We start from the raw sequence: 20,103 nt of genomic DNA, 5'->3' as shown, positions 1-20,103 counted from the left end.
AGACGGTCTTTGAATGCGATGACTTGGGGTACATTTACGACAAAGTGATGCATGAGTTTTTCGAAGGGCAGGAGCGAGAGAGTTTTCTTGCCAGTTGGACTGGCCCCTGCCAAACCGGACACCAATACCCCGTTAAATTGATGCCGCTGCCAAGCGCCTAAACTCCCGTGGTGAACGGTATTTCAACGCGCTGTGCGGATGCTCCTCGTTGTAATGCTCAAAGGCAATCGTCAGGTTGCGCAAGGCTGTTTCACGGTCAGGTTTGGGCATGTGCGCGACGTAGTCGCGCTTCATCGTTTTGACGAAGCTCTCGGCCATGCCGTTGCTCTGCGGGCTGCGCACCGGTGTCGTCAGCGGCTGCAAGCCGATCTGTCGGGCAAACAGGCGTGTCTGTTCAGCGATGTAGGCCGAGCCGTTGTCGCTCAGCCATTGCACTGGGGTGGCAGGCACCTCTTCACCGAAGCGTTTTTCCACCGCCTCCAGCATCAGATCACGGATATCGTCGCCGCTGTACCCGGTCGGGCTGGCCACCCAGCCGATGGCTTCGCGGTCGCAGCAGTCCAGGGCAAAGGTCACGCTCAGCTTGGCGTTATCATCACAGCGAAACTCAAACCCGTCCGAGCACCACCGGGTATCGCTGGTGGCGACGGCAATGCAGCCTTCATGGCGACGCGCCACGCCGGGTTGTTTAATTCGTCGCTCAAGCAGCAACTGATGATCGCGCATGACGCGATAGACTCGCTTGACGTTGATCGGCGCCTGACTTTGTTGTTCACGCCGGCGACGCAGCAAACCCCACACGCGGCGGTAGCCGTAGCTGGGCAGCTCACTCACCTCAGCCTGAATTTCTTCCACCAAAGCGACATCGTCCAGTCTCGGACGACGCCTTTGAGGTCGTGCCGCTGGCTTGAGTCGAACCGTTAATTGCGAGCGCGCTACACCGAGACTTTCACTGATCAGCTTCACAGGTCGTCCCCCGGCAACAAGGGTGAGTGCGCAATCCATTTTCGCGACCGAGCAATCTCCACGGCTTCCTGGAGGATCTCGACCTGCATAGTTTTCTTGCCCAGCATGCGCTGTAGCTCGCGGATCTGCTTGAGCGCATCGGCCAGTTCGGAAGCAGGCACAACACTCTCTCCAGCACTGACCGCAGAGAGACTGCCGCTCTGATAGAGCTTGCGCCACTGAAACAGCTGGTTGGCATTAACGCCATTCTGCCGAGCCACCATCGAGACGCTTTGCCCCGGTTGCAGGCTCTCGCGAACCATGGCCAGTTTTTGCTCTGGGCTCCAGCGGCGACGCCGCTCCTGACCCAACAGCTCCCCACCCTTATCGTTTCTATTAGTCATATACACAGTCGTTTGCCTATCCCTTATGTTAAGGGGGAAACGGTGTCCTGTCTTTCAGAGGGCTCGTCCACCAGTGTGCAGAAGCATACGCTGACCAACCTCGATAGGATTCGCACATGGCACACTGATGCTTACGGATACCTTCCTCTACGATGTCATGAAGCAGTTGGATGGCATTGTTGAGGCTTACCCTGAATGGCGGGGCGTGGGGGATGCGGTTGCTACACAGATGCAGCGTACCGACGATTGGATCGCCGAGGTATCACGGGAACGTAGATGTCAGCCAGCAGGGGGGCCGGAGTGATCTAATTCAGCCGGCGGTTCAGCATACTGGTCGCGATATTTTCGATGATGTGGATCTCTGATCAATTACTTCTAGATCCTCAACGGGGAGAGCATATGCCAGCTTTTGCTGATCGCGACCTAGAGCAGCGTATTCAGAACGCTCAACGAGACATAAAGTCGTGGGCACAAAGAAACGACTTGTGGCGCGATAGCGGATTCACATCATACGCAGAGCGCGTGCAAGGTGAGCCTGGTGAAGAGGCTGTGGTCTTCATCCTTTACAGCGATGGGCACCTTGCTCGCATGCTGGATGAAGATCTTGACCCTCGATCGCGAGCTGAGCTCGATCAGATTTGTGGGGCACACGGTTTCTGGTTTGAAAACTATGACGGCTGCTCCTACTACTTCTTTGCGACAACGGAGGAAATGCAGGCGGCCTACGATGAGTACTTCTATTGGAAATGGGTCTGTAGCTTAATTGTTGAGGATTTCGGAGATGTGTACGCTGAGCTGTATAGGTATTTCCAAGCGCGTCCTGAGCGACTGTATAACCTGCACCACCGCGATTTCGAGATCTTGCTTTATCGGGTCTTCCAGAGCTTAGGGTATGAGTCTGAAGTCGGGCCCGGAATTGGTGATGGAGGTGTAGATGTTCGGTTGCTCCAGCGAGGGCCGCTAGGGGACACCCTTACCTATGTGCAGGCAAAACGTTACGCGCCCCACAGGCCCATACGCCTCGACGCTGTTCAGGCGCTCCGTGGTGCCGTTGCTAACGATGGCGCGCACCATGGCATCTTTGTCACAACATCGCGGTACCTCCCCGGTGCGGCGGATTTTGCGCGCCGTTCAAATGGAGTGCTTCAGCTTAAGACTTCCGATGACGTTGCTGAGTGGTGTAAGCAGGCTCAGGAAGGAATTATCCAGGATAAGTCGCTACTGATTTCAGACGCACATCTACTGTCAGTTTTACGGCGTGTTGATCGCGGAGAACATGCATTGGTGACCCACGCTCACACTGGCTACCGCACGATCACTAACTCGTTCGCGCTGGTTCTCAAGGAAACCAAACATGCGGCTCTGCTCATGCGTCTCCCTAGGCGGAACCTCTCACAAGATTCTTATGGGCTTGAGGGCCATGAGGCGCCTGTCCTCGATTCCCAGATCCTAGGGATGAAGCAAATGGAAACTGTCTTTCGTGCCAAACGGTCAGTGAGCAGTGATGGATGCGTGAGCTACTGGGATGGTAGAAACCTCTACTCGATCTGGAATCGCCAATCCTGTTTCTTCAGCCACATTGATTAGTCAAATCACCTTCATCATCCAGGCGTGTTCGCCAAACCGGCGCATCTAGGGCGAGGAGGTGGGTTGGAGCCGCGGCAGTTCGGAGCCGATGTTTTCGGCGATGTGACGCACAAGATCTCTCGGACTCTTGCTTTCAATGGTCTCCCATTTGATGTCACGCTTGTTGCAATGCAGCTTCTTGACAACATTTTTGGCGGCTTTGCAAATGGCCGCATCTGTTCCGGAAATGCGTTCTGCGGGCAGAGCTACTAAAACTGCGTGTGACAATGTCATGCAATCAGCCACGCTTCTTTCTCACCTGACTCGACCTGCCTCCAGGAGTAGGGCAACTGGTTGGTCGAAACGGAGCATCACATTCTCGGCATGCTGCAGCGTGTGATCCCCTTTGTCCTGGATCAACTTCACAGTACCGCTGGCAAAATCACCCACGCTGGCCACAAAGCCAAGCCGACGCGTTCCCTGCGCGTGGAGCTCGTAAGCGATACCACGGTCGTCCACACACGACGCACCGACGATGTCGATGTACCCTCCGTTTTTGTCTTGAGAAATCCCCCTCCCTTTTCCGAGGAATCTGCAGCCGTCGCCTCGGAAGATCGTATTCATTCCGGTAGGTTTGAACGGACTCACCAGCGAAAACAGAAAAGGCATGTCAGCGCCTGAGTTTGGATCATCCAAGCTAGCGCGGGTAATCACCTTGGCCACTAGGGTCTCACTGGTGGGCGCCGTTGTGTAGTTGACCCCCTCAACCACAGCAGACTTGATCACATCTGTTAGCGATACCTGAGGAGGATTGATCAAGCCCGCGAGGTCACGTGGCATGATCGATAGCCAGCCCAGAACAGAGGTGGCATTGCCTGCGAAATTTAAAGCACTCCAGATGATTAGCGGGATTGCCAATAGACCCATCAGTCGATGCTCAGCGCAAAACAGCCACCAATTTCCAGATCTTTTGCATCTGGTTCCGTTGCGCGTCCTTCCAAAGCATTGTCTCATCATGCCGTCTCGTTTCTGGAACCCATGGCCGTATGATATTCAGAATTAGGAATAGCTCTAGTCAAAATACAGCTTCTAAATTCAGAGCGTGCCTCAACGCTTATCCTGGCCTTCGGGCCCAAGGGAAACGATGAGTTCAGATTTCGCTTGCCGGCGTACCAAGCGGTAACAGCTGGCACGTAAATCGTAAGCTTTTGGTTTGCGTGGGAACAGGTCAAGCCGTTGCTTCCTTGATCGCCGCCTCAGCCGCCGACCACCCTCTTATGAATGAGCGGGTGCAAGATTTCGAGGATTGGATGGCCAGTAAAATCAGATCGCCGAATCCTTCAATGGATCCCCATCAAGTATGTCGGGCCGATTTACGCATCCGTGCGGCTCCCGACTTCAAAAAACGATCGGCTCTTTGTCAGGCAAGAGGCACGTGCTTGAGGCTTGTATTGCGCAAAGCAATTCCACCAAATGACACGCTAGCATCCACATATCGCAACGCCGACTTCATATCCTTCCAGCCCACATAGCTCATCAGCCCCTTGATGTCCCACCCATTGGCGGACGCCCAAGTTGCAAAGCCGCGTCTCATCGAGTGGCTGCTATACAACTCCGCTGGCAATCCTGCCTCTTTGAAAATGCGGCGCAGCACCGGGATCAGGCTATGCGGCTGCATGGCGTTGCCTGACAGATTGCCCCAGCGATCAATCCGCTGGAACACGGGGCCTTTCGCGATTCCGGCAACTGTTATCCAGTTGATGTAGGCATCTACGGGGCAGAGCATGGCGAGCGCCGGTGTCTGGAACGTAGTTCCTTCATGCTGGCGGTCACCCTTGGTATAGGGCAGGAAAAAGGTAATGCCTTCACCACTTATGGCTTGGGTGTCTTCCACCGTCAGCCTTGCCAACTCGTCACCTCGAAAGCCCCTCCAGAATCCAATCAAGATGATCGCCACCGAGCGACGGTGACGCACCAGCGATTTGTAATCTCCGCGTTCAAGGGCGACTGCAGCTTCCCTTTCAAGCCATGTCACCGCCTGCTCCAGGTGCTTTAGCAGCAGTGGGGCGGCCTGTTTAACCTTTGCAGGGTGAACAACCCTGATGCCTTTGATCATCTGGCGAACGTCAGGCGTCTTGGTCGGATCAGGGAAACCTTGAGTGATGTGCCATTGCGCAAGGGCTGCCAGACGCTGCTTCAGAGTGTTGATGGAGAGCTTGTCGGCGTACTCCGCCAGATAGCGAACGACGCCAACGCCGGTCGTGGGTAGGTACCCGCCCCAAGTCACCTCGAAGTGCTCGATCGCCGCCCGGTAACTTTTCCGGGTGTTCTCCCTGGTGCCGGCGCTGAGGTACCGATCTGCCTTTTCCATCGTACTTTGCCTTCAAAATCGGAACGTTTGCGCCTGATACGCATCTAGGAGGATTTCCGGGCGCCATAATGAATCAAGAAGCCATAAAGCACTATTATGGGCTTCTAGTAAATCAAGATCAAACGGCGTAAAATCTCTATAATGTGTTATGTAGATACATGACATGTAACACAGTACGAAATAGTAGGAGGCCCCATGGCTCGAGGCGGAATCAATAAAGCTGTTGTGCAAGAAGCACGTCAGGCGCTGCTGGCCAGGGGAGCCAACCCCAGCATTGATGCAGTGCGCGTAGAGCTTGGAAATACGGGCTCCAAGACAACGATTTCTCGGTACCTGAAAGAGCTTGAGCCCTCCAGTCGAGAGCCTGTATTAGCACGTGTACGTATGGGCGACACACTCAACGGTATGGTGCAAACGCTGCTGGATCAGCTTATGGAGGAGGGCCAGGAAGTAATCTCCCAGGCGACCGCAGCTTTTGACCTGCAGCGGGCCGCGCTCGAAAACCAGATCATCGAGCTCAGATCTGAGTTGGCTACCACACAACGTAATTCGGCCATCCAACAGGCCGCGATAGAGACGCAGAACGCTGAACTTGCGACCACCCAGTCCTCACTCCAGGCTGAGCTGACCCGTAACGCCGGCCTCAGTCAGCGCTGTACCGACCTTGAGTCGCTGGTTGCTGAAAAGGACAAGCACATCCAATCGCTGGAGGAAAAGCACGTCCAGGCGCGTGGAGCGCTCGAGCACTATCGGGAGGCGGCGAAGGAACAGCGAGATCAGGATCAACGCAAGCACGAGTCTCAATTGCATGAGATGCAAGTTGAGCAGCGCAAGCTGCGGGAGACCATCGTTATGAAACAGGATGATTTGACGCGACTGAATCGCGACAATGAACGCCTGCTCGGTGAAGCTAGGCAGCAAACCAAAGCCCTGCACACGCAAGAAGCCTTGGTTCAGTCTCTCAACACGCAAATTCAAGCACTTCGCCACGGTGAGGCCAAGTCCGCTGGGGTGGTTGAGCACCTTATGGAGCAGATCTCAGCTCTGCGCGAAGAGGTCAAGGCACTTCACCAGTCCGCCGCTGTAGCCGATTTGCGTGAGCGAGAAACCACGGTATTGCTGGCGACTGCACAGAAAGAGAATGAACAACTGCGGCCCGCTAGGGTTGATGAGCCAAGCCTGGAGGAGGGTAGCAATGCCTCCTCAGGAGTAGAGGATAAGCAAATCGCCGGGCACGCCAAGCCTTCGAAACGACCTAGGAGTTGAAACATGGATCAGATCACAGGAAATCCACGTAGCCATGATGCAGGCACCTCAGGTTGGAAGTTCGCTCATCAGCGTCTATCCCAAATACTCATAGAAAGGGTTGAGCCATTCGGCTCCCTTACTCCGATTATGAAGCTGGATGCCGCCGGTACCAGGTATCCATGGCTGCCCGGCTCATCGTCAGATAGAAAGGCCGTAAGAGCCTGAGAGAGCATGACTCTCCGATCGGTTTGAAAGGCGTTTTGGGCGCGTGACAACCTAAAGCGCTGGAGCTAGCTCCTTAAGTAGTTATCACCTTAGTAGAGATCATGCGTACGACACGCTGGCGCTAGATTCTTTGGGTGGATTTTGCCTTGCCTATCCAGGACGTCGCCTAAATTTGTTGCATCGCGTAGAGTCTGCCGCGTGCTCCGCCTGTGCTGACCGGTCTGATACAGAGGATGGGGCCTTAGGTAGGTCACGACGATGGCGACTCTGGAATGTCGGCATCGCCAGTTCAACGACGGAACGTGGGGGACGTGAATGCAAATCAGCCGAAAGCTCAACCTTTATGAGATCGAGGATCTCTACCAGTCGCTTGGTACGGATCCCAATCTCCGGCTTCCCATCAGCATGAGCCACGGCGGTGGATTGGGCGTGGATGCGGCATTGGCTCAGTTCATCGTGACTTGGTCACGTGCTTACGAAAAAACCGTCCTTCACCTGTACTCACCTGCCGGTGATGACGCCATCGCCCAAATCACACAATTGGCTCAAAACGCTGCTGGATTCTTCGCGTTGATCATGTGCAGTGAAGTCCACGCCCAGGATCATCAACTGATCGATCGGCGGGAAGCGCTCCTGGCAATCAGACCCCTTGTCGATGCAATGTTTGAGGGAGATCTGCGCAACACCTCCAACCTCCGAGGCGCCCGCCCAACGGCCATCAACCTGTTCTGCGTGAACAACGCAAAACGTGAGTTCATCAAACCGTTTTACTTCGATCACGCCGAGCCGAAAGTCCAGCCGAGATCTTGGTTCTCGACGCTCGTAGAGACGTCATCGAAGCTAATGAATGCTCGCAGTGACCAGGGGGCACTACTCAGGTTAGGGCTCCCAGCACTGGGCAGCGTGCTCTGGGAACTGATCTCCAACGCCGATCAGCATGCTGTCACGGATGTGGACGGGAACAAGTACAAGAAAGCGCTGCGCGGCACCTCCATCAAACTCAATCGGATGAGCCGTAAGGATGCGCTTGAGTACTCAGACAATGAGCCTGAGCTCGCTCGGTTCATCCTGAAGCGTTTCCTGCAAGCACAGACATTGGACTTCCTGGAGATCTCGGTCATCGACAGCGGCCCAGGAATGGCACGTCGGTGGTTGACTGCTAAAGAGGGGCGGCCAGTAGAAAGCCTGGAGGCGCTGACTCTGGAGGCCGAGTTTGAGGCCACCCTTGATTGCTTCAGAAAGCACGTTACCTCCAAACCGCAATCACCAGCCTCCGGGATGGGGCTGCATAACGCTGTTCAGGCACTCAACAAGCTCAAAGCCTTCGTGCGTGTTCGGACGGGACGACTTTCGCTGCATCAGGCTTTTCATGGAAGTGATGAGATTATGGAGTTCGACCCGTCGATCCGATACGGTGGCCGGGTACTGGCTGCTGTGGAAGGCACTGTCTTTACCATCTGCATTCCGGTGAACTGACATGTTCGATCTCATGGATTTTGAAGTCGAGTTGCGTCAGGCCGGAAAGTCGGTTCATGCGGTGGTCTTCTTCACTGGCGTCGATCTCCTAACTGACACCCAAGCGGCTCACGCCCTGCAGCATCAGTTGTCCGGTTACATCATGCCCGACCTTGTGATGTTTCTGATGCCAGCTTACGCATTGGATGAATTTCGCGCACACCAGGCGACGCCCACATCGCCCCTGATGGCGGAGCTCGGCCGTCAAGGCCCCGGCTCGCCCCGCACCTATGCTTGCGCGTTCTATGACGTTAATGGGGTCATCACCGAATACGTCAACATTTCTGGGCCAGAAGAGGGTTTCGAAGAGCTCATCAAGCGCAACTCGCTGGCGATCGCAAAAACGGGCCTGACCCACCTTGTGGAACGTTCCAACGTTCTGAAGAAGGCGCCTGCAGGCTTCTTCTACTCAAAGCCGTCGTCTCGGGCTTCAAACTACTTCATCCGGGCAGAAGACCTGCTGTCTGAGACCTTGCACGCCCATTATCTGGCGTTTGCATGTCTCCCCCTAATACAGACAGCGATGGAAGATGGGATGGGGGCGCCCGACATCTTGTATCTGGACACGATCGCATTGTTGCCCTTGGCGCTTTCCATGCAGTTGTACCTCATGCGGTTTGAGCAGCCGGGCTTTGCGAACATCCGGTCGTTCCATTCGCATGAGGGCCTTATCAAGGACGGGCCTTTACCCAAGGCCGTTTCTGCCCTGTGCCTCATCTCTGCGTCGACCCAGTGCGGGCTCGCACAGCAATGGTTGAAGGTAAATAGCGCTCTGCCGACTCGCGTGGCCACCATTCTTTCATTTGAGCGCTCATCGGACTCGTGCTCGGTCTTGCATACGCTGAAGCAACCCGAAGATTTCGAAATGTTGGGTGAGGGTGAAGCGGGCGGGATTCGTTTGATCCGGATCCATGGTGAGCGGTTCGTGGCTGAACACAGCGAAACCAAGCTGCTGAACATCGGCACTGATCATGCGCCGCCTCTGCTACAACCTCTGTTCTATTCCTTCATGGGGGCCAACCTGTTCAGCTGTTTTACTCTTGACCGGCCAGGGCTTAGAGCTAGGACTGTACATGTCGATAAAGACAACCTGGTCGCTGCCCGCGATTTTGGTGTGTGGTTCGACAGGGTACTGCTTGAGGAGGCCGTCGCGTCGACCCGCTGGATCATTCACGATAACGATGCTGCCAGCGCTGCCCTGGCCGACCGTGCGATCGCTTACCTGGAGTCTTGTGGCGTCAAGGTCGATAACAAGGTGTCTTTCGATCACTTTGATGCCAACGTGAGTTTTGACGGGTCTGTCATCGTCATTGCCGCTGCCGCCGAACGCGGGTCTCGCCTGCAAAGCGTAAGCCGCCGCCTGCGTACCGCTCAGCAATCGGGCACCAGGCTTTACATCACGGGGGCACTCTTCGGGCGCAGCTATCAGCTAATGAAGGATCTACAGAGCAACCTGACGCAACCGGCCAAGGATCACAGTCGGTATGTCTTCAAGACGTATATGGAGATCCCAGCAGCGGAGCTCGCCTGCACGAGTCACTGGGCCGAAGAGCAGCGGCTGCTCATCTCCTTGCATTCATTTGCGGACACTTTCTCGCCGGTGATCACGCAGCGCATGGAAGTGTTCGACCGCGCCTCCACTGCGGGACTTGGCCTTAACCCGTTCTGGCCGAGCAGTCATACCGGAGAGCCGATGACACTCAGCCGAGGTTTTGCGTTCGTCGACGGTACGATGGATGTGAGGGGCGCGACGTCGACGGACATCTACCTCACCATCTTGTGGATTCTGCAGAACGCTCGGTACAGCGGGAAGGTACAGAACGCCAAACGGCTTGAGTCCGGAGAGCTTCAGCAGGTACTCCTATCGCCGGACGTGTTCTCGCGCTTCGACGATGGCGTCATCCAAGCCGCATTCTTGCGCGCAGCAGTGCCGGCGGAGCTCGACTACAGAGCTCACGAAACCCACAGCCTGTCGATGTCTGACATTATTCACCGCATCGCGGCTGGGTATGGGCATGAGCGCGGTGAGGCCGGTATGGAGTTCGTCATGGCGTTGGCTATCGGCAAGATCCGGCTGCATAAGGATGTCGACAACCGGCTGCGGGGCAACTTGATCGATATCTTGTCGCCGCACGTTCCCGAGATCCGTTATCTGCTGGATCCTGATTACGAGTCGCCGCTGTGATCAATATCCGCTGAGCCCGTTGTAAGCGAGGTGCCCAGTTACTGGCAACTCTACTCGGCTCAGCCCATAGCTGAGCCCTGATTACTCTTCTACTGAGTGTGGGTGATTACCAGTTGCGAGATTAGCCGAGCATTAATGACATACTGCCGAGGATAAACATCATGAGGATACCTATGAGCTTGATTAAAAAGCTCAGCCCTCGATGCCCTCCGTAAAGTGCTCGTATCCCTTCAGTGTTGTTACGGGTTGTGAGGTGCAGCAAACCGCTCAAGGCGCAAACAATCGCTATGTGCAAGAACGGTTCAGTCAGGTTACTGGCGTTCGGCACGTAGGCAGGTTGCCCTGCGCTTACCCACCATTTGACCGCCTGAAGCAGGCCATATCCGTAGATGGCAAACCACATTCCCCAACCCGACGTATTGACAACAAAGAACAGGCAGTGCGGCATGCTGATAGTGGGGAACCATCTCCTCAGTAGCCGGATCGCAGCACAGTGAAATCCCCAACGTAGAATACTGATGCTGTATAGCAGGATTGCGGTCGAAGCAGTCACCAACACCCACGCCATATTCTTGAGGCGACCACCGATTTTCAATGCTTCGGCAACCGACACTCCAGGCCCCACTGAATTTCCATACGCCCACTCCAGGCTGAAGCCGGCTATTGCCGCCCACACCCCAGCAACAACTAAAGGCAATCCCCAGAGCCCCTTCAGCCGCAAATGGATCGGCCTCCTGGCAGCGGTGAAATCTAACGGTTTTACAACGACAGGAGCAATCAGGAGTAGGGCGTACTTACTTACCTGATGGCCGCGAATTCTAGACCAAGCGAACCTTAAAACGGACAACGACATTATTACCTCGGGCGGAAACAGTGGCGGAGTTACATGGCTAAAATCACTGTGCAGGGGGAGGGGTCAGGCGGCGCTGCGCTTTATTTGGTTCTACAAGCTCAGGCATCCCCCCATTTGCCGCGGCTATGCATTCTTTGAGCTTATCAATACTCAAGACCTCGGCGCCACGATGTACGACTGCGTGGCAGTTCGGGCACAGCGGTATCAAATCGGTTATTGGATCGAGCTTGTATTCCGCGCCGATCGTGCTCAGGGGTACGATGTGATGAACATGGATAAGCCCTTTGGCGATCTCGCCGTAGACCGAGCCGAAGTCGAATTTACAAGCTGCACACACGGCCTTGTGATGTCGAATGCATGCTTCCCGGGCCTGAGCATTGCGCTCGTATGCGTTGACCTTTACCTCTCGCAGTGCCCCCTCTAGGTAGAGCTCGGGATGACTGACTTCTTCAGGGATTGCAGGGATAGGTTCTTCTTCACACGCGTACCATAGACCTTCCTGCTGAAGCAGCCATTTGCGAGTGATAAAACGTTCAAAATCTTTGATCTTTGCAGGGCCTACGCCGTCCTCGTCCTGGAGTTCGTCCGAGTGCGTAATCTTGAATGTATAAAGCTCGTATCCCTGCTCGGCGACTAACCTGAGATGCTCGACGCTCTGCGCGTAGCCATTGTTGCGCCGCCCCTTCTTTATCTCCCACCCCTCGCAAAGTATGAGTGTACGGTCGCCGTTCATATGAATGTCCCAAGCACCGAATATGACCTTGCGCTGTTGGTGATTCACAAACGACCAACTCCAAGTCCAGTTTTTACACGTGGCTCCCAAGGATTCGATAAATGCTTTACGGCTTGGGTAGTAATGGGTGGTCATGCGAAATCCTGTGCGCTAGGTTGTCTGGTGGAGCAGTGAAAGTAGGGGGCGTACAGCAGAGCACGACGGAGTCGACAACGTGCCGCTTCGCTTATAGCATCAGGCAACACGGCCATCAAAGCGCCATATAGCAGCAATTCGCCAAGGAACGTCGAACGTGATCACCAAGATCCGCATCCGTGGGTACCGCATCTACAAAGATTTTCTGCTAAAGCCCAACCCGGGCGTGAACATCCTGGTCGGAGACAACGACGCCGGTAAATCCACCTTAATGGAGGCCATCTCGCTGGCGCTCAACGGGCGGATCGGTGGCAGAGGAATCCTGGAGGAGCTGAATCCTCACTGGTTCAACACCGAGATGGTGGCTGAGTTTCTTGCACTAAGAAGGGCTGGAATGAAGCCGGCACTCCCACAGATTCTCATCGAGCTCTATCTGCAAAACACGGAAGATCTCCAGGGACTGCTGGGCGCAGTGAATGCCGACGTTCCAACGAACGCTTGTCCTGGTGTCTTTCTCTCCGTCTTCCCCAACGAGGAGTACAAGGATGAGCTGGATGAATGGCTTAAATATCCTTCTCCGCTACTCCCCGTTGAGTACTACACCTACGAATGGCGGTCGTTCGCTGATAATGAACTCACACGACGGCCGCGAGCGCTCTCGGTGGCCACCATCGACTCCCGTACGGTCAAATCCGCCGCCGGCGTCGACTACCATCTTCGCCAAATCCTAAGCGATCACTTGGAGTCATCCGAGAAAGCAGAGATTTCGTTGGACTACCGCAATATCAAAGCGTCCATGACAGATGGCGCGCTGGCACCGGTGAACAAGCGACTTTCGGGTCTAGGCGCAGCGCTCCAGGAAGAGCCCATGGCGCTGGCCATGGATCAGACATCCCGCACATCTTGGGAAAGCGTGGTCACTCCACACGTCGACGGCTTACCGTTTGCGATGGCAGGCCAGGGTCAACAGGCTGCGATCAAGATCTCTCTCGCAATGAAGCGTCATTCCTCAAGGGCGAACATCGTGATGATCGAGGAGCCCGAAAACCATCTATCTCACACGAGCTTGACGACCCTACTCAATCGTATCGAAGATCTGGCCACGGAAGAGCAGCAGCTATTCATTTCGACTCACAGCACATACGTGTTGAACCGGCTCGGTCTCGACGCATTGCTGCTTCTTCACCGGAACAGCGCGTCCAAAATCACAGAACTTCATCCTGATACAGTGAGCTATTTCCAAAGGCTGCCTGGCTACGACACCCTCCGTCTAGTGCTAGCGAAAAAGGTCGTCTTGGTCGAAGGCCCATCTGATGAAATCATCTTCGAACGCGTCTATGAGGATTGCTTCAGCGCACGCCCGATGGCCCACGGTATAGATGTCATCAGCATGCGTGGACTGGCTTTGGCGCGATGCTTGGAGCTTTGCGCAGCGATCAACAAACCTGTAGCTGTGATGCGCGACAACGACGGCGTTGATCCAGCCGAGCTACGTGAACCGGTTGAAAAGTGGCTGGACGCGAAGCGAAGAGAGCTGTTCATTGGCTTAGTCGCCGACGGCACCACGCTCGAACCACAACTCATTACGGCGAATGGCGAGCCTCACTTGCGCACGATGCTTGGCATCACTGCGGCAGCGACGTTATTGACCTGGATGGCACGAGAGAAAACGGAAGGAGCAATTCGACTAGCTGAGTCGGATGAGGTACTTAGCCCACCGGCCTACATGAAGGCTGCGGCGGAGTTCATCCACAATGCCTAACCTACTGACCTTGGCTGTCGCTGGTGGTAGGAAAACTCAAGGACTGGTCGATCACTGCAAAGCGCTACCTACCGAACGGCGTGTGCTCGTTGTCACGTTCACCCAGACCAATCAGCAGGAACTGATCCATCGCCTCGGCTCCCAAGCCGGCGATCGCCACAATCTAGAAGTTCTAGGCTGGTACACATTCTTGCTTCGTCACTTTGCAAAACCGTTCCTGCCATTCAAATTCCCGGGGGAACGGGTAGGGGGCTTCAACTTCGAGGGCCGTCCCAGCATGTTTGCGAAGGACAGGCAAAGGTTTATGGATGGTAGCAACCAAATCTACGCATGCGAGCTCGGTCGCCTCGCGCGGGAGCTTATGGCGGCCACCCCAGCGTTGATACGCAGACTTGAGTGTATCTACGACGAAATTCTGATCGACGAGGTACAAGATCTCAGTGGCTACGATTGGGAAATCGTCCATGAATTACTTGAGTCGCGGATCGACGTCCGCATGGTTGGTGACGTGCGCCAAGCGGTGCTCTCAACAAACCCACGGGGACAGAAAAATAAACAGTATGGGTATGCAGGTGCACTTGAATGGTTCCTTGTACGCGAAAAGGGAGGGCTGCTTAGCATTGACTATGCGACCACGACTTACCGATGCCGAACCGAGATTGCGACGTTCTCTGACGCCATTTTTGATGAGTCATGGGGTTTCCCAGGAACCACATCTGAGAACCACGTGGTGTCTGAACATGATGGCGTTTACCTGGTGCACTCAAAAAATGTCGACCAATACGTCGAGCGATACCGACCTCAGTGCCTGCGCAGCACCATAGCTTCTGGTAAGGAGTTCTCATTGGACTTCATGAATTTTAAGGTATCAAAAGGCGCCACGTTCGAGCGTGTGCTGATCATGCCAACGGCGCCGATCAAGGCTTTCATTCAGAAGCAGACCTTCCTGGAATCAACGCCGGCGGCGGCCTTTTATGTTGCAGCTACGCGCGCCAAGCAAAGCCTGGCGATCATTATCGATAAGCCTGGCAACTCGAAACTGCCGGTATGGGTGCCTTGATCCAGAAGCAGACCTGATGAGATCTACAGAATAGCTGGAAAAGCCCAAAGCCCTAACCTGAAAGCTTCATTCAGGAAGAAAGGTAATGCCAATTTGTTCACATCTTGCATGGCTATCGACACTGGAGTCGGCAGGATCCTGCTTACGGCCGAGTCGACTTTCCTCGTAGGCCATCGCATACCGCTTGCGCTCTATAACTTTGAGATCTTCAGCTTTTAGCTTGGCGATTCTGTCACGTTTTTTGTTGAAAAAAATGCGCGATTTAAGCGACTGGAATAATTTTGTCGATGGCCATTCTTCCAAACATAAACGACCCTCCATAAATTTCTTGCCTAACACGACATCTGTCGGCCAAAGGTTATCGATGAAGTCGTCAACGGATCTACAGTCCCTGGCAAGAATATATGAACTATAGCCCAGCGCGCCAGAAAGTGCGGCATGAATAGAGTGCAGCTTAATATCCGCTCCTGCTCTCTTAAACTCACGCTTGAGGTGTTTGGCATCTGCCTTTAGGCTCTTTAAGGAACAGCCTTTGGAAGTACTGAATTTTAGAAGACGGTCGCTCAAGAGGTTGTAGTTATATTGATACTGCTCCTCACTCAGCCAAGAATTCCTGTTATTGAAGAGCAGGAAGAATTCTTTGTGATCTGCTAGGTGATGGATCGGCGCCTTTGCTGTGAGTTGATGCTTGTCAGGCTCGGGAGGGAGTTGAATGATCATAATCGACTACTCTGCTCAGTGAATGCGCTCCGAAACAAATCTAGTGTTGTTGATCCGAAAATGCAACCCTAGTTGCGGCGAATTGATGACTGGCTTTTGAGCCCTCATCATAACCGACGAATCGCACATATTAAAACACCATAACAAACCATACCCGTAATAATTAAATCCTCACAACAAATTGGGGAACTCTGACAATATCACTGCATTGTTTGAGGTCTCAGCGCAAAAAATAAAATTGCAAATATTGCCGAATTGGCAATTGATTAAAAATTAACAACCAGTATTAACGGCTATCTCACTATCTAACCTATTGATTTTACTCCACTAGCACTCACCCTTAAAACAAATAATATAAATTGACAGCACGCCGATTGCAAAAAACTACTGATTGGCGGAATTGCCTCTGTTGCACGATGGAAACGTAATTTAACTTTTTCGCACTTCCACTAAACTCATGAAGTTAAGATCTGTACCTTGACTCTTCCGGAAAAAATCCTAGGATAGTTATTTGGAGTAAAAAAATTTCAATTCGAAAACTAGAGGAAATTCAAAAAATGAATGAGAAAAATCAAATCCCCTCACTAAACGGTGGCATACACCTAAGTAGAATCCCGCACAAGCTCAAGCAGCTCCCGTACAAGCCGATTATCACACTCGCGGTCGATAAATTAACTCAAAGTATTATCGGCTTCTCAATTCAGGAAACACAGATCGCGAAGAACTTTCAGATTCATACTCGTCAACTGAAAGCCACGCCTATCAACTATGTTCGGAATGCAATGGCACGCCACTTTGCTGGTAACCCAGGCTACTTCAGCGTTGACAGTTCGCCCGACTTCAGTACTGCCAGCTATGTTAAAGCAATGAAAAAGCATGCTTTGCAACCAAAGCTAGCCTGGGATAATACAGTAGTTCGAACGGCCAAAATCGAGCGCATTCTGGCAGACGTATTTTTGACCCTATCACAGTCCCTTCACGGAAATTCCAGGCCATCGCCTAAAAATTATTCGTTTGGTGAGCTGTGGCGTAAGGGCGGCCACCGCTTCCCTCGGAGTTAGTATTGATGATGCTCATGTGCTCAGCACTACAAGCAGTAGGGCTGAGCACGTTTAACTTACCTCCAGAGGGTAATTGGCGCCTTGCCATCAGCTACTCGCAGCGCTATAGAACCTCGACTCAGTGTAGTTCAATGAGAGACAGCCCTGGGGTGAGGCTTATCTAGGAGCGTTGAAGTGCGTAACGACGAGAGAAGTAAAGTAATCCATCGTCGCGGAGATAGTCTCGAGATTCAAAAGTCCAGAATCAAAAATGCGGGTGATGGATGGAGCTTGTCGATAGTCAATTAGACCATTGATTCTGAGCCGTCCGCATTTAAAAACTTCGTATAATCTATAAAAATTTTGACACTGTGCCTGCAGTTCCAGAAATTCGGCCTTCAAAGCCTCCAGTTCCTTCTGCATCCCATTAATCGAGCGAAGCTCTCGGAAGCTGACTCTTATGCGGACGGCCACGCCTCTTCGTTTCTCGAGTAGGCACAGGACGTGATTTCCGAATTACCCACAAAGAGAATTTTTGCGGTATTTCCTGAGATATGTTGAGATGATAACTGCTGTGATTTTCAACTAATTGATATAGTTCATGACGCAAGCTTTCCACCATTTCTGCAAGATAGTCATATCCAAACCCTTGCTCTTTTTCTGGACGCCTAAATATATGCGTGTCTGGCAAAGGCTGATCCCAAGCAAGACCGAGATATCTGAGATAACGCTGAATATATGAATCTATTTGTGCGTCAAGCTTATAAATACGTTCCGTGGGTGCGCTTGAATCAATTACGAAATACCACTCGCCATTCTGACGGTAAAACTGGCTCAAAAGTCCTGTGGAGTTAGACGCGCGACATAACGACTTGATTGGCAAACTGGAGTACCGCATAATCGCCATTGCGAATAGAACAAGCTCATATTGCCATTTGACCTTACTGAATTCGGTGGCCTTTTCGAATATCCAGTCTAACTCCAACGAATTCATCTTAAAGAGTCGTTTTCTGTACTCCCTTCGTAAACTGCGAGGAGGCCGTTTGGTAGGAATTTCACGACGAAGCTTCTCCATAATATTCGCATCGAGGTAGGCGAGGGGGTATGAAGTTCTTTGGGATAAGTAAAGAAAAAAGTCCAGGATTATCGTCCGTTCTTTATCGAGCTCCCCCCAATATGGCGGAATCACTGCACCATCTGAAAATTTACGTTTGAAAGGCCTCCAACGTTCATTTATCGGCCATTTCTCATAAGGCTCATTCTTATTGATTACAAACCGACTAAAACTGCTGGAGCACACCCATGAAGAGTCTGGGGTTTCCACGAAGTCCAGGTACCGTTGTATATCCTCCTGATCCCAGTCAAATACCGATTTTTTGGCGACGATGAAACTCCAATTTAAAATCCTTTCCAAAGATACCGAGTATTTCCGAAGATGCCTTTCAGACGCACCGTCGGAGGAAACCACTTTGTGAAGTAGAAACATCGAGGCCGCGTCGTAGCATTCCAGGGCTTTGCAGGAATTATCGAGGGATTCTAGCTTCGCCCTAAGATGCGCATTGGTAGGTAATCCGGAGTTAATGCTGGCTCCCCAGCCGATCGGGGCCAGCATTGGGACAGGCTGATGCAAAATAGACATTGGGCTGTTCCAGACCGTACTAGACTGTATGGGAGAAATTATGGCCTAGGTTGGGCGGAACAGGCGCGATTATCAATGCGGGGCGACATCGGTTACGGGGTCATTGCTATATTGATGCGAGCGCACCAAGTCAGGGTAGCTGCAGTCCGGTTTTTAGGTCTGAAGGACGGAAGCTTCGAACGGGGACATCCTGAAGGAGCAGCAAAGCCTTACCTCGCAACACATTGATTTACCACGTAACGGTTTTTAAATCTGAATCTCTGGTTTTCAGGTACGGCAAACATCGGTAGAAGTTCCGCTCTGACACATCATTTAACATAATATACATTATGCGTAATCTCTTATATGGGACTGGGGGGCTCTGGTGATCAGATTTGAAGGCAGGCTCACAGGTTGTCCGGCTCCTGATCGGAATCCGGCAACTGCTCCAGCGGCGGCATTCCATAAAACACGATGAACACATCTTTGCTGCCCAGCTCACGATACCAGTGCACAACGTCCTCAATCAGTTCGTCCAAGACACCGATCAAAATATCGTCGTAACCTCCAGGAGCACCGGCTTCATATCGATAACGCGCATTGGTGAAAACTTCACGATCCTTCTCGATCCAATGCTCGTGACGATCAAGCCGAATATGCTGCCTGATCGGTTCAGGTATCGCGTGAAACAACGTAGGCAGATCGTGCTTATTTGGCGCTCTGTCTTTCCGATAAGCCGGAATTCCGTCTGTCGCTTTCAAATGCTCATGCGCAGCTTTTATTGCGCCCGGGTCCAGTTCGTAAGTTTCATTGACCTGGCCAAGGTTGCCATTGGGCTTTGACACGAAGCTTTTGAGCAGGATTTCCATGCCAATTGCAGCATTGATCTGCGCAATGTCCAGCATGTCATGGCCACGTCTAAGGTGCTTCGCAGCCTTCAAATAGCGATAAGCGCTTTCAACCATCCAGGGCGATAAATATGTCATTACAACAATCTTTTCACTCGTTTTCGTTCAGCTCTTAGAAGCCAAAGCCAGAAGCTTCACAACGCTGGAGCCCCTGATTTACTTGGCTTGTTACCGATTACACGTGTCTGCTTGAAGCTTTGAAAGATACCGTACATGATTGAAAGATAGCGACCAAGGAAGAACGACCCCTAGTTCATTTAATGCACTACCCTTCCCCATTAATAACGAATAATTATAACTAAGCTAAATGTTTATTTAGTTTAGTTATATTAATGTGGCGAAATCGCATAGATGATCGATGTGATGTTTTTTGAGCAGCCTGCCAGCTATCCGAACTAAATAACCTAAAAAAATGGTAACTAAAAGCATGAAACTGTCTGGTTGTTTGCTTCTGTCACCCGCTACTCGCTCCGACTGCCAGTCCAGGTGTCCGCAACATCATCTGTCGGCTTGTCAGTAGTGATGAGCTTCTCGATGCCCCAGTCACCAGGCACATTCCAATCCTCGCCGAAAAGTTCGGCCGGGTGCATCGTACGGTCGGAACCATTGCCGCAGGCCAGGGACTTCGCCGGACAATAACGGTCGCACCCCCAACAAATCCGTTCGGGGTGCTTGGGGTTGATGGGGAAGTTCTTAGCCATGCCGATCTCCGGTCATTGGGAGGCGTTCTTCCAACCTATAGCCCTTACGCAAAGCCAGCCTTGATACACATCAAGAATCGACATCAGATGACTGCGCTCACCTCCTTCGCAATC

16 protein-coding genes are annotated in these 20,103 nt (G+C 52.7%); 7 read left to right on the top strand and 9 right to left on the bottom strand.

Annotation, left to right across the window (positions count from 1 at the left end):
- Nucleotides 1–132: 132 nt before the first annotated feature.
- Nucleotides 133–1,349, bottom strand: a protein-coding gene (locus tag JIO00_RS14430) for an IS3 family transposase (RefSeq protein WP_442793944.1) whose coding sequence is annotated in 2 segments (ribosomal slippage) — nucleotides 133–1,010 and nucleotides 1,010–1,349 — 1,218 coding nt in all. Because the reading frame shifts where the segments join, the coding sequence is not laid out codon by codon here.
- 399 nt (nucleotides 1,350–1,748) lie between these two features.
- Here JIO00_RS14430 and JIO00_RS14425 point away from each other — a divergent pair.
- On the top strand, nucleotides 1,749–2,936 hold the full coding sequence (locus tag JIO00_RS14425; RefSeq protein ID WP_200668565.1) for a restriction endonuclease: 1,188 nt from the start codon (nucleotides 1,749–1,751) through the stop codon (nucleotides 2,934–2,936).
- A gap of 294 nt (nucleotides 2,937–3,230) precedes the next feature.
- Here JIO00_RS14425 and JIO00_RS14420 read toward each other — a convergent pair whose 3' ends face one another.
- Both JIO00_RS14420 and JIO00_RS14415 read right to left on the bottom strand, forming a co-directional pair.
- Entirely contained in the window at nucleotides 3,231–3,842 is a 612-nt protein-coding gene (locus tag JIO00_RS14420; protein WP_200668563.1) for a hypothetical protein, read from the bottom strand.
- Between the two features lie 493 nt (nucleotides 3,843–4,335).
- A complete protein-coding gene (locus tag JIO00_RS14415; protein ID WP_200668561.1) occupies nucleotides 4,336–5,286 on the bottom strand; it encodes a tyrosine-type recombinase/integrase in 951 nt (316 codons plus the stop codon).
- 195 nt (nucleotides 5,287–5,481) lie between these two features.
- Here JIO00_RS14415 and JIO00_RS14410 point away from each other — a divergent pair, with 195 nt between their 5' ends.
- The 3 genes from JIO00_RS14410 to JIO00_RS14400 all read left to right on the top strand — a co-directional run bounded on the left by JIO00_RS14410 (nucleotide 5,482) and on the right by JIO00_RS14400 (nucleotide 10,459).
- Nucleotides 5,482–6,552 carry a DNA-binding protein gene (locus JIO00_RS14410; protein ID WP_200668559.1) on the top strand — a complete coding sequence of 357 codons (1,071 nt, stop codon included), beginning with the start codon at nucleotides 5,482–5,484 and terminating at the stop codon, nucleotides 6,550–6,552.
- 522 nt (nucleotides 6,553–7,074) lie between these two features.
- Nucleotides 7,075–8,235 carry an ATP-binding protein gene (locus JIO00_RS14405; protein ID WP_200668557.1) on the top strand — a complete coding sequence of 387 codons (1,161 nt, stop codon included), beginning with the start codon at nucleotides 7,075–7,077 and terminating at the stop codon, nucleotides 8,233–8,235.
- 1 nt (nucleotide 8,236) lies between these two features.
- Entirely contained in the window at nucleotides 8,237–10,459 is a 2,223-nt protein-coding gene (locus tag JIO00_RS14400) for a hypothetical protein (protein WP_200668555.1), read from the top strand.
- Nucleotides 10,460–10,580: 121 nt separating this feature from the next.
- Here JIO00_RS14400 and JIO00_RS14395 read toward each other — a convergent pair whose 3' ends face one another.
- Nucleotides 10,581–11,312, bottom strand: a complete 732-nt coding sequence (locus JIO00_RS14395) for a hypothetical protein (RefSeq protein WP_200668553.1) — start codon at nucleotides 11,310–11,312, stop codon at nucleotides 10,581–10,583.
- Between the two features lie 43 nt (nucleotides 11,313–11,355).
- Nucleotides 11,356–12,180, bottom strand: coding sequence for an HNH endonuclease (locus tag JIO00_RS14390; protein WP_200668551.1), 825 nt, complete (start codon nucleotides 12,178–12,180; stop codon nucleotides 11,356–11,358).
- A 157-nt stretch (nucleotides 12,181–12,337) separates the two neighbouring features.
- Between JIO00_RS14390 and JIO00_RS14385 the strand changes: the two genes are divergently transcribed.
- Both JIO00_RS14385 and JIO00_RS14380 read left to right on the top strand, forming a co-directional pair.
- A complete protein-coding gene (locus tag JIO00_RS14385; protein WP_200668549.1) occupies nucleotides 12,338–13,942 on the top strand; it encodes an ATP-dependent nuclease in 1,605 nt (534 codons plus the stop codon).
- Complete coding sequence (locus JIO00_RS14380) at nucleotides 13,935–15,002, top strand: UvrD-helicase domain-containing protein (protein ID WP_200668547.1); 1,068 nt, start codon at nucleotides 13,935–13,937, stop codon at nucleotides 15,000–15,002. Before JIO00_RS14385 ends, JIO00_RS14380 begins: the two co-directional genes overlap by 8 nt.
- A 66-nt stretch (nucleotides 15,003–15,068) precedes the next feature.
- Here the strand turns inward: JIO00_RS14380 and JIO00_RS14375 are convergent, their stop codons facing one another.
- Complete coding sequence (locus JIO00_RS14375; protein ID WP_200668545.1) at nucleotides 15,069–15,722, bottom strand: hypothetical protein; 654 nt, start codon at nucleotides 15,720–15,722, stop codon at nucleotides 15,069–15,071.
- 557 nt (nucleotides 15,723–16,279) lie between these two features.
- On the opposite strand from JIO00_RS14375, the gene JIO00_RS14370 reads away from it, so the two are divergent.
- Entirely contained in the window at nucleotides 16,280–16,783 is a 504-nt protein-coding gene (locus JIO00_RS14370) for a hypothetical protein (protein WP_200668544.1), read from the top strand.
- A 406-nt stretch (nucleotides 16,784–17,189) separates the two neighbouring features.
- Here the strand turns inward: JIO00_RS14370 and JIO00_RS14365 are convergent, their stop codons facing one another.
- The 3 genes from JIO00_RS14365 to JIO00_RS14355 form a co-directional block, all read right to left on the bottom strand.
- A complete protein-coding gene (locus JIO00_RS14365) occupies nucleotides 17,190–18,401 on the bottom strand; it encodes a hypothetical protein (protein WP_200668543.1) in 1,212 nt (403 codons plus the stop codon).
- Between the two features lie 386 nt (nucleotides 18,402–18,787).
- On the bottom strand, nucleotides 18,788–19,366 hold the full coding sequence (locus JIO00_RS14360) for a hypothetical protein (RefSeq protein WP_234452956.1): 579 nt from the start codon (nucleotides 19,364–19,366) through the stop codon (nucleotides 18,788–18,790).
- A 383-nt stretch (nucleotides 19,367–19,749) separates the two neighbouring features.
- The gene (locus tag JIO00_RS14355) at nucleotides 19,750–19,989 is read right to left on the bottom strand and encodes a DUF3079 domain-containing protein (RefSeq protein WP_077748447.1); all 240 of its coding nucleotides are present in this window, start codon (nucleotides 19,987–19,989) and stop codon (nucleotides 19,750–19,752) included.
- Nucleotides 19,990–20,103 lie beyond the last annotated feature (114 nt).

Source organism: Pseudomonas sp. SW-3, from assembly GCF_016615645.1.
Lineage (GTDB): Bacteria > Pseudomonadota > Gammaproteobacteria > Pseudomonadales > Pseudomonadaceae > Aquipseudomonas > Aquipseudomonas mandelii.
This window is presented reverse-complemented; position numbering and strand designations above follow the sequence as displayed.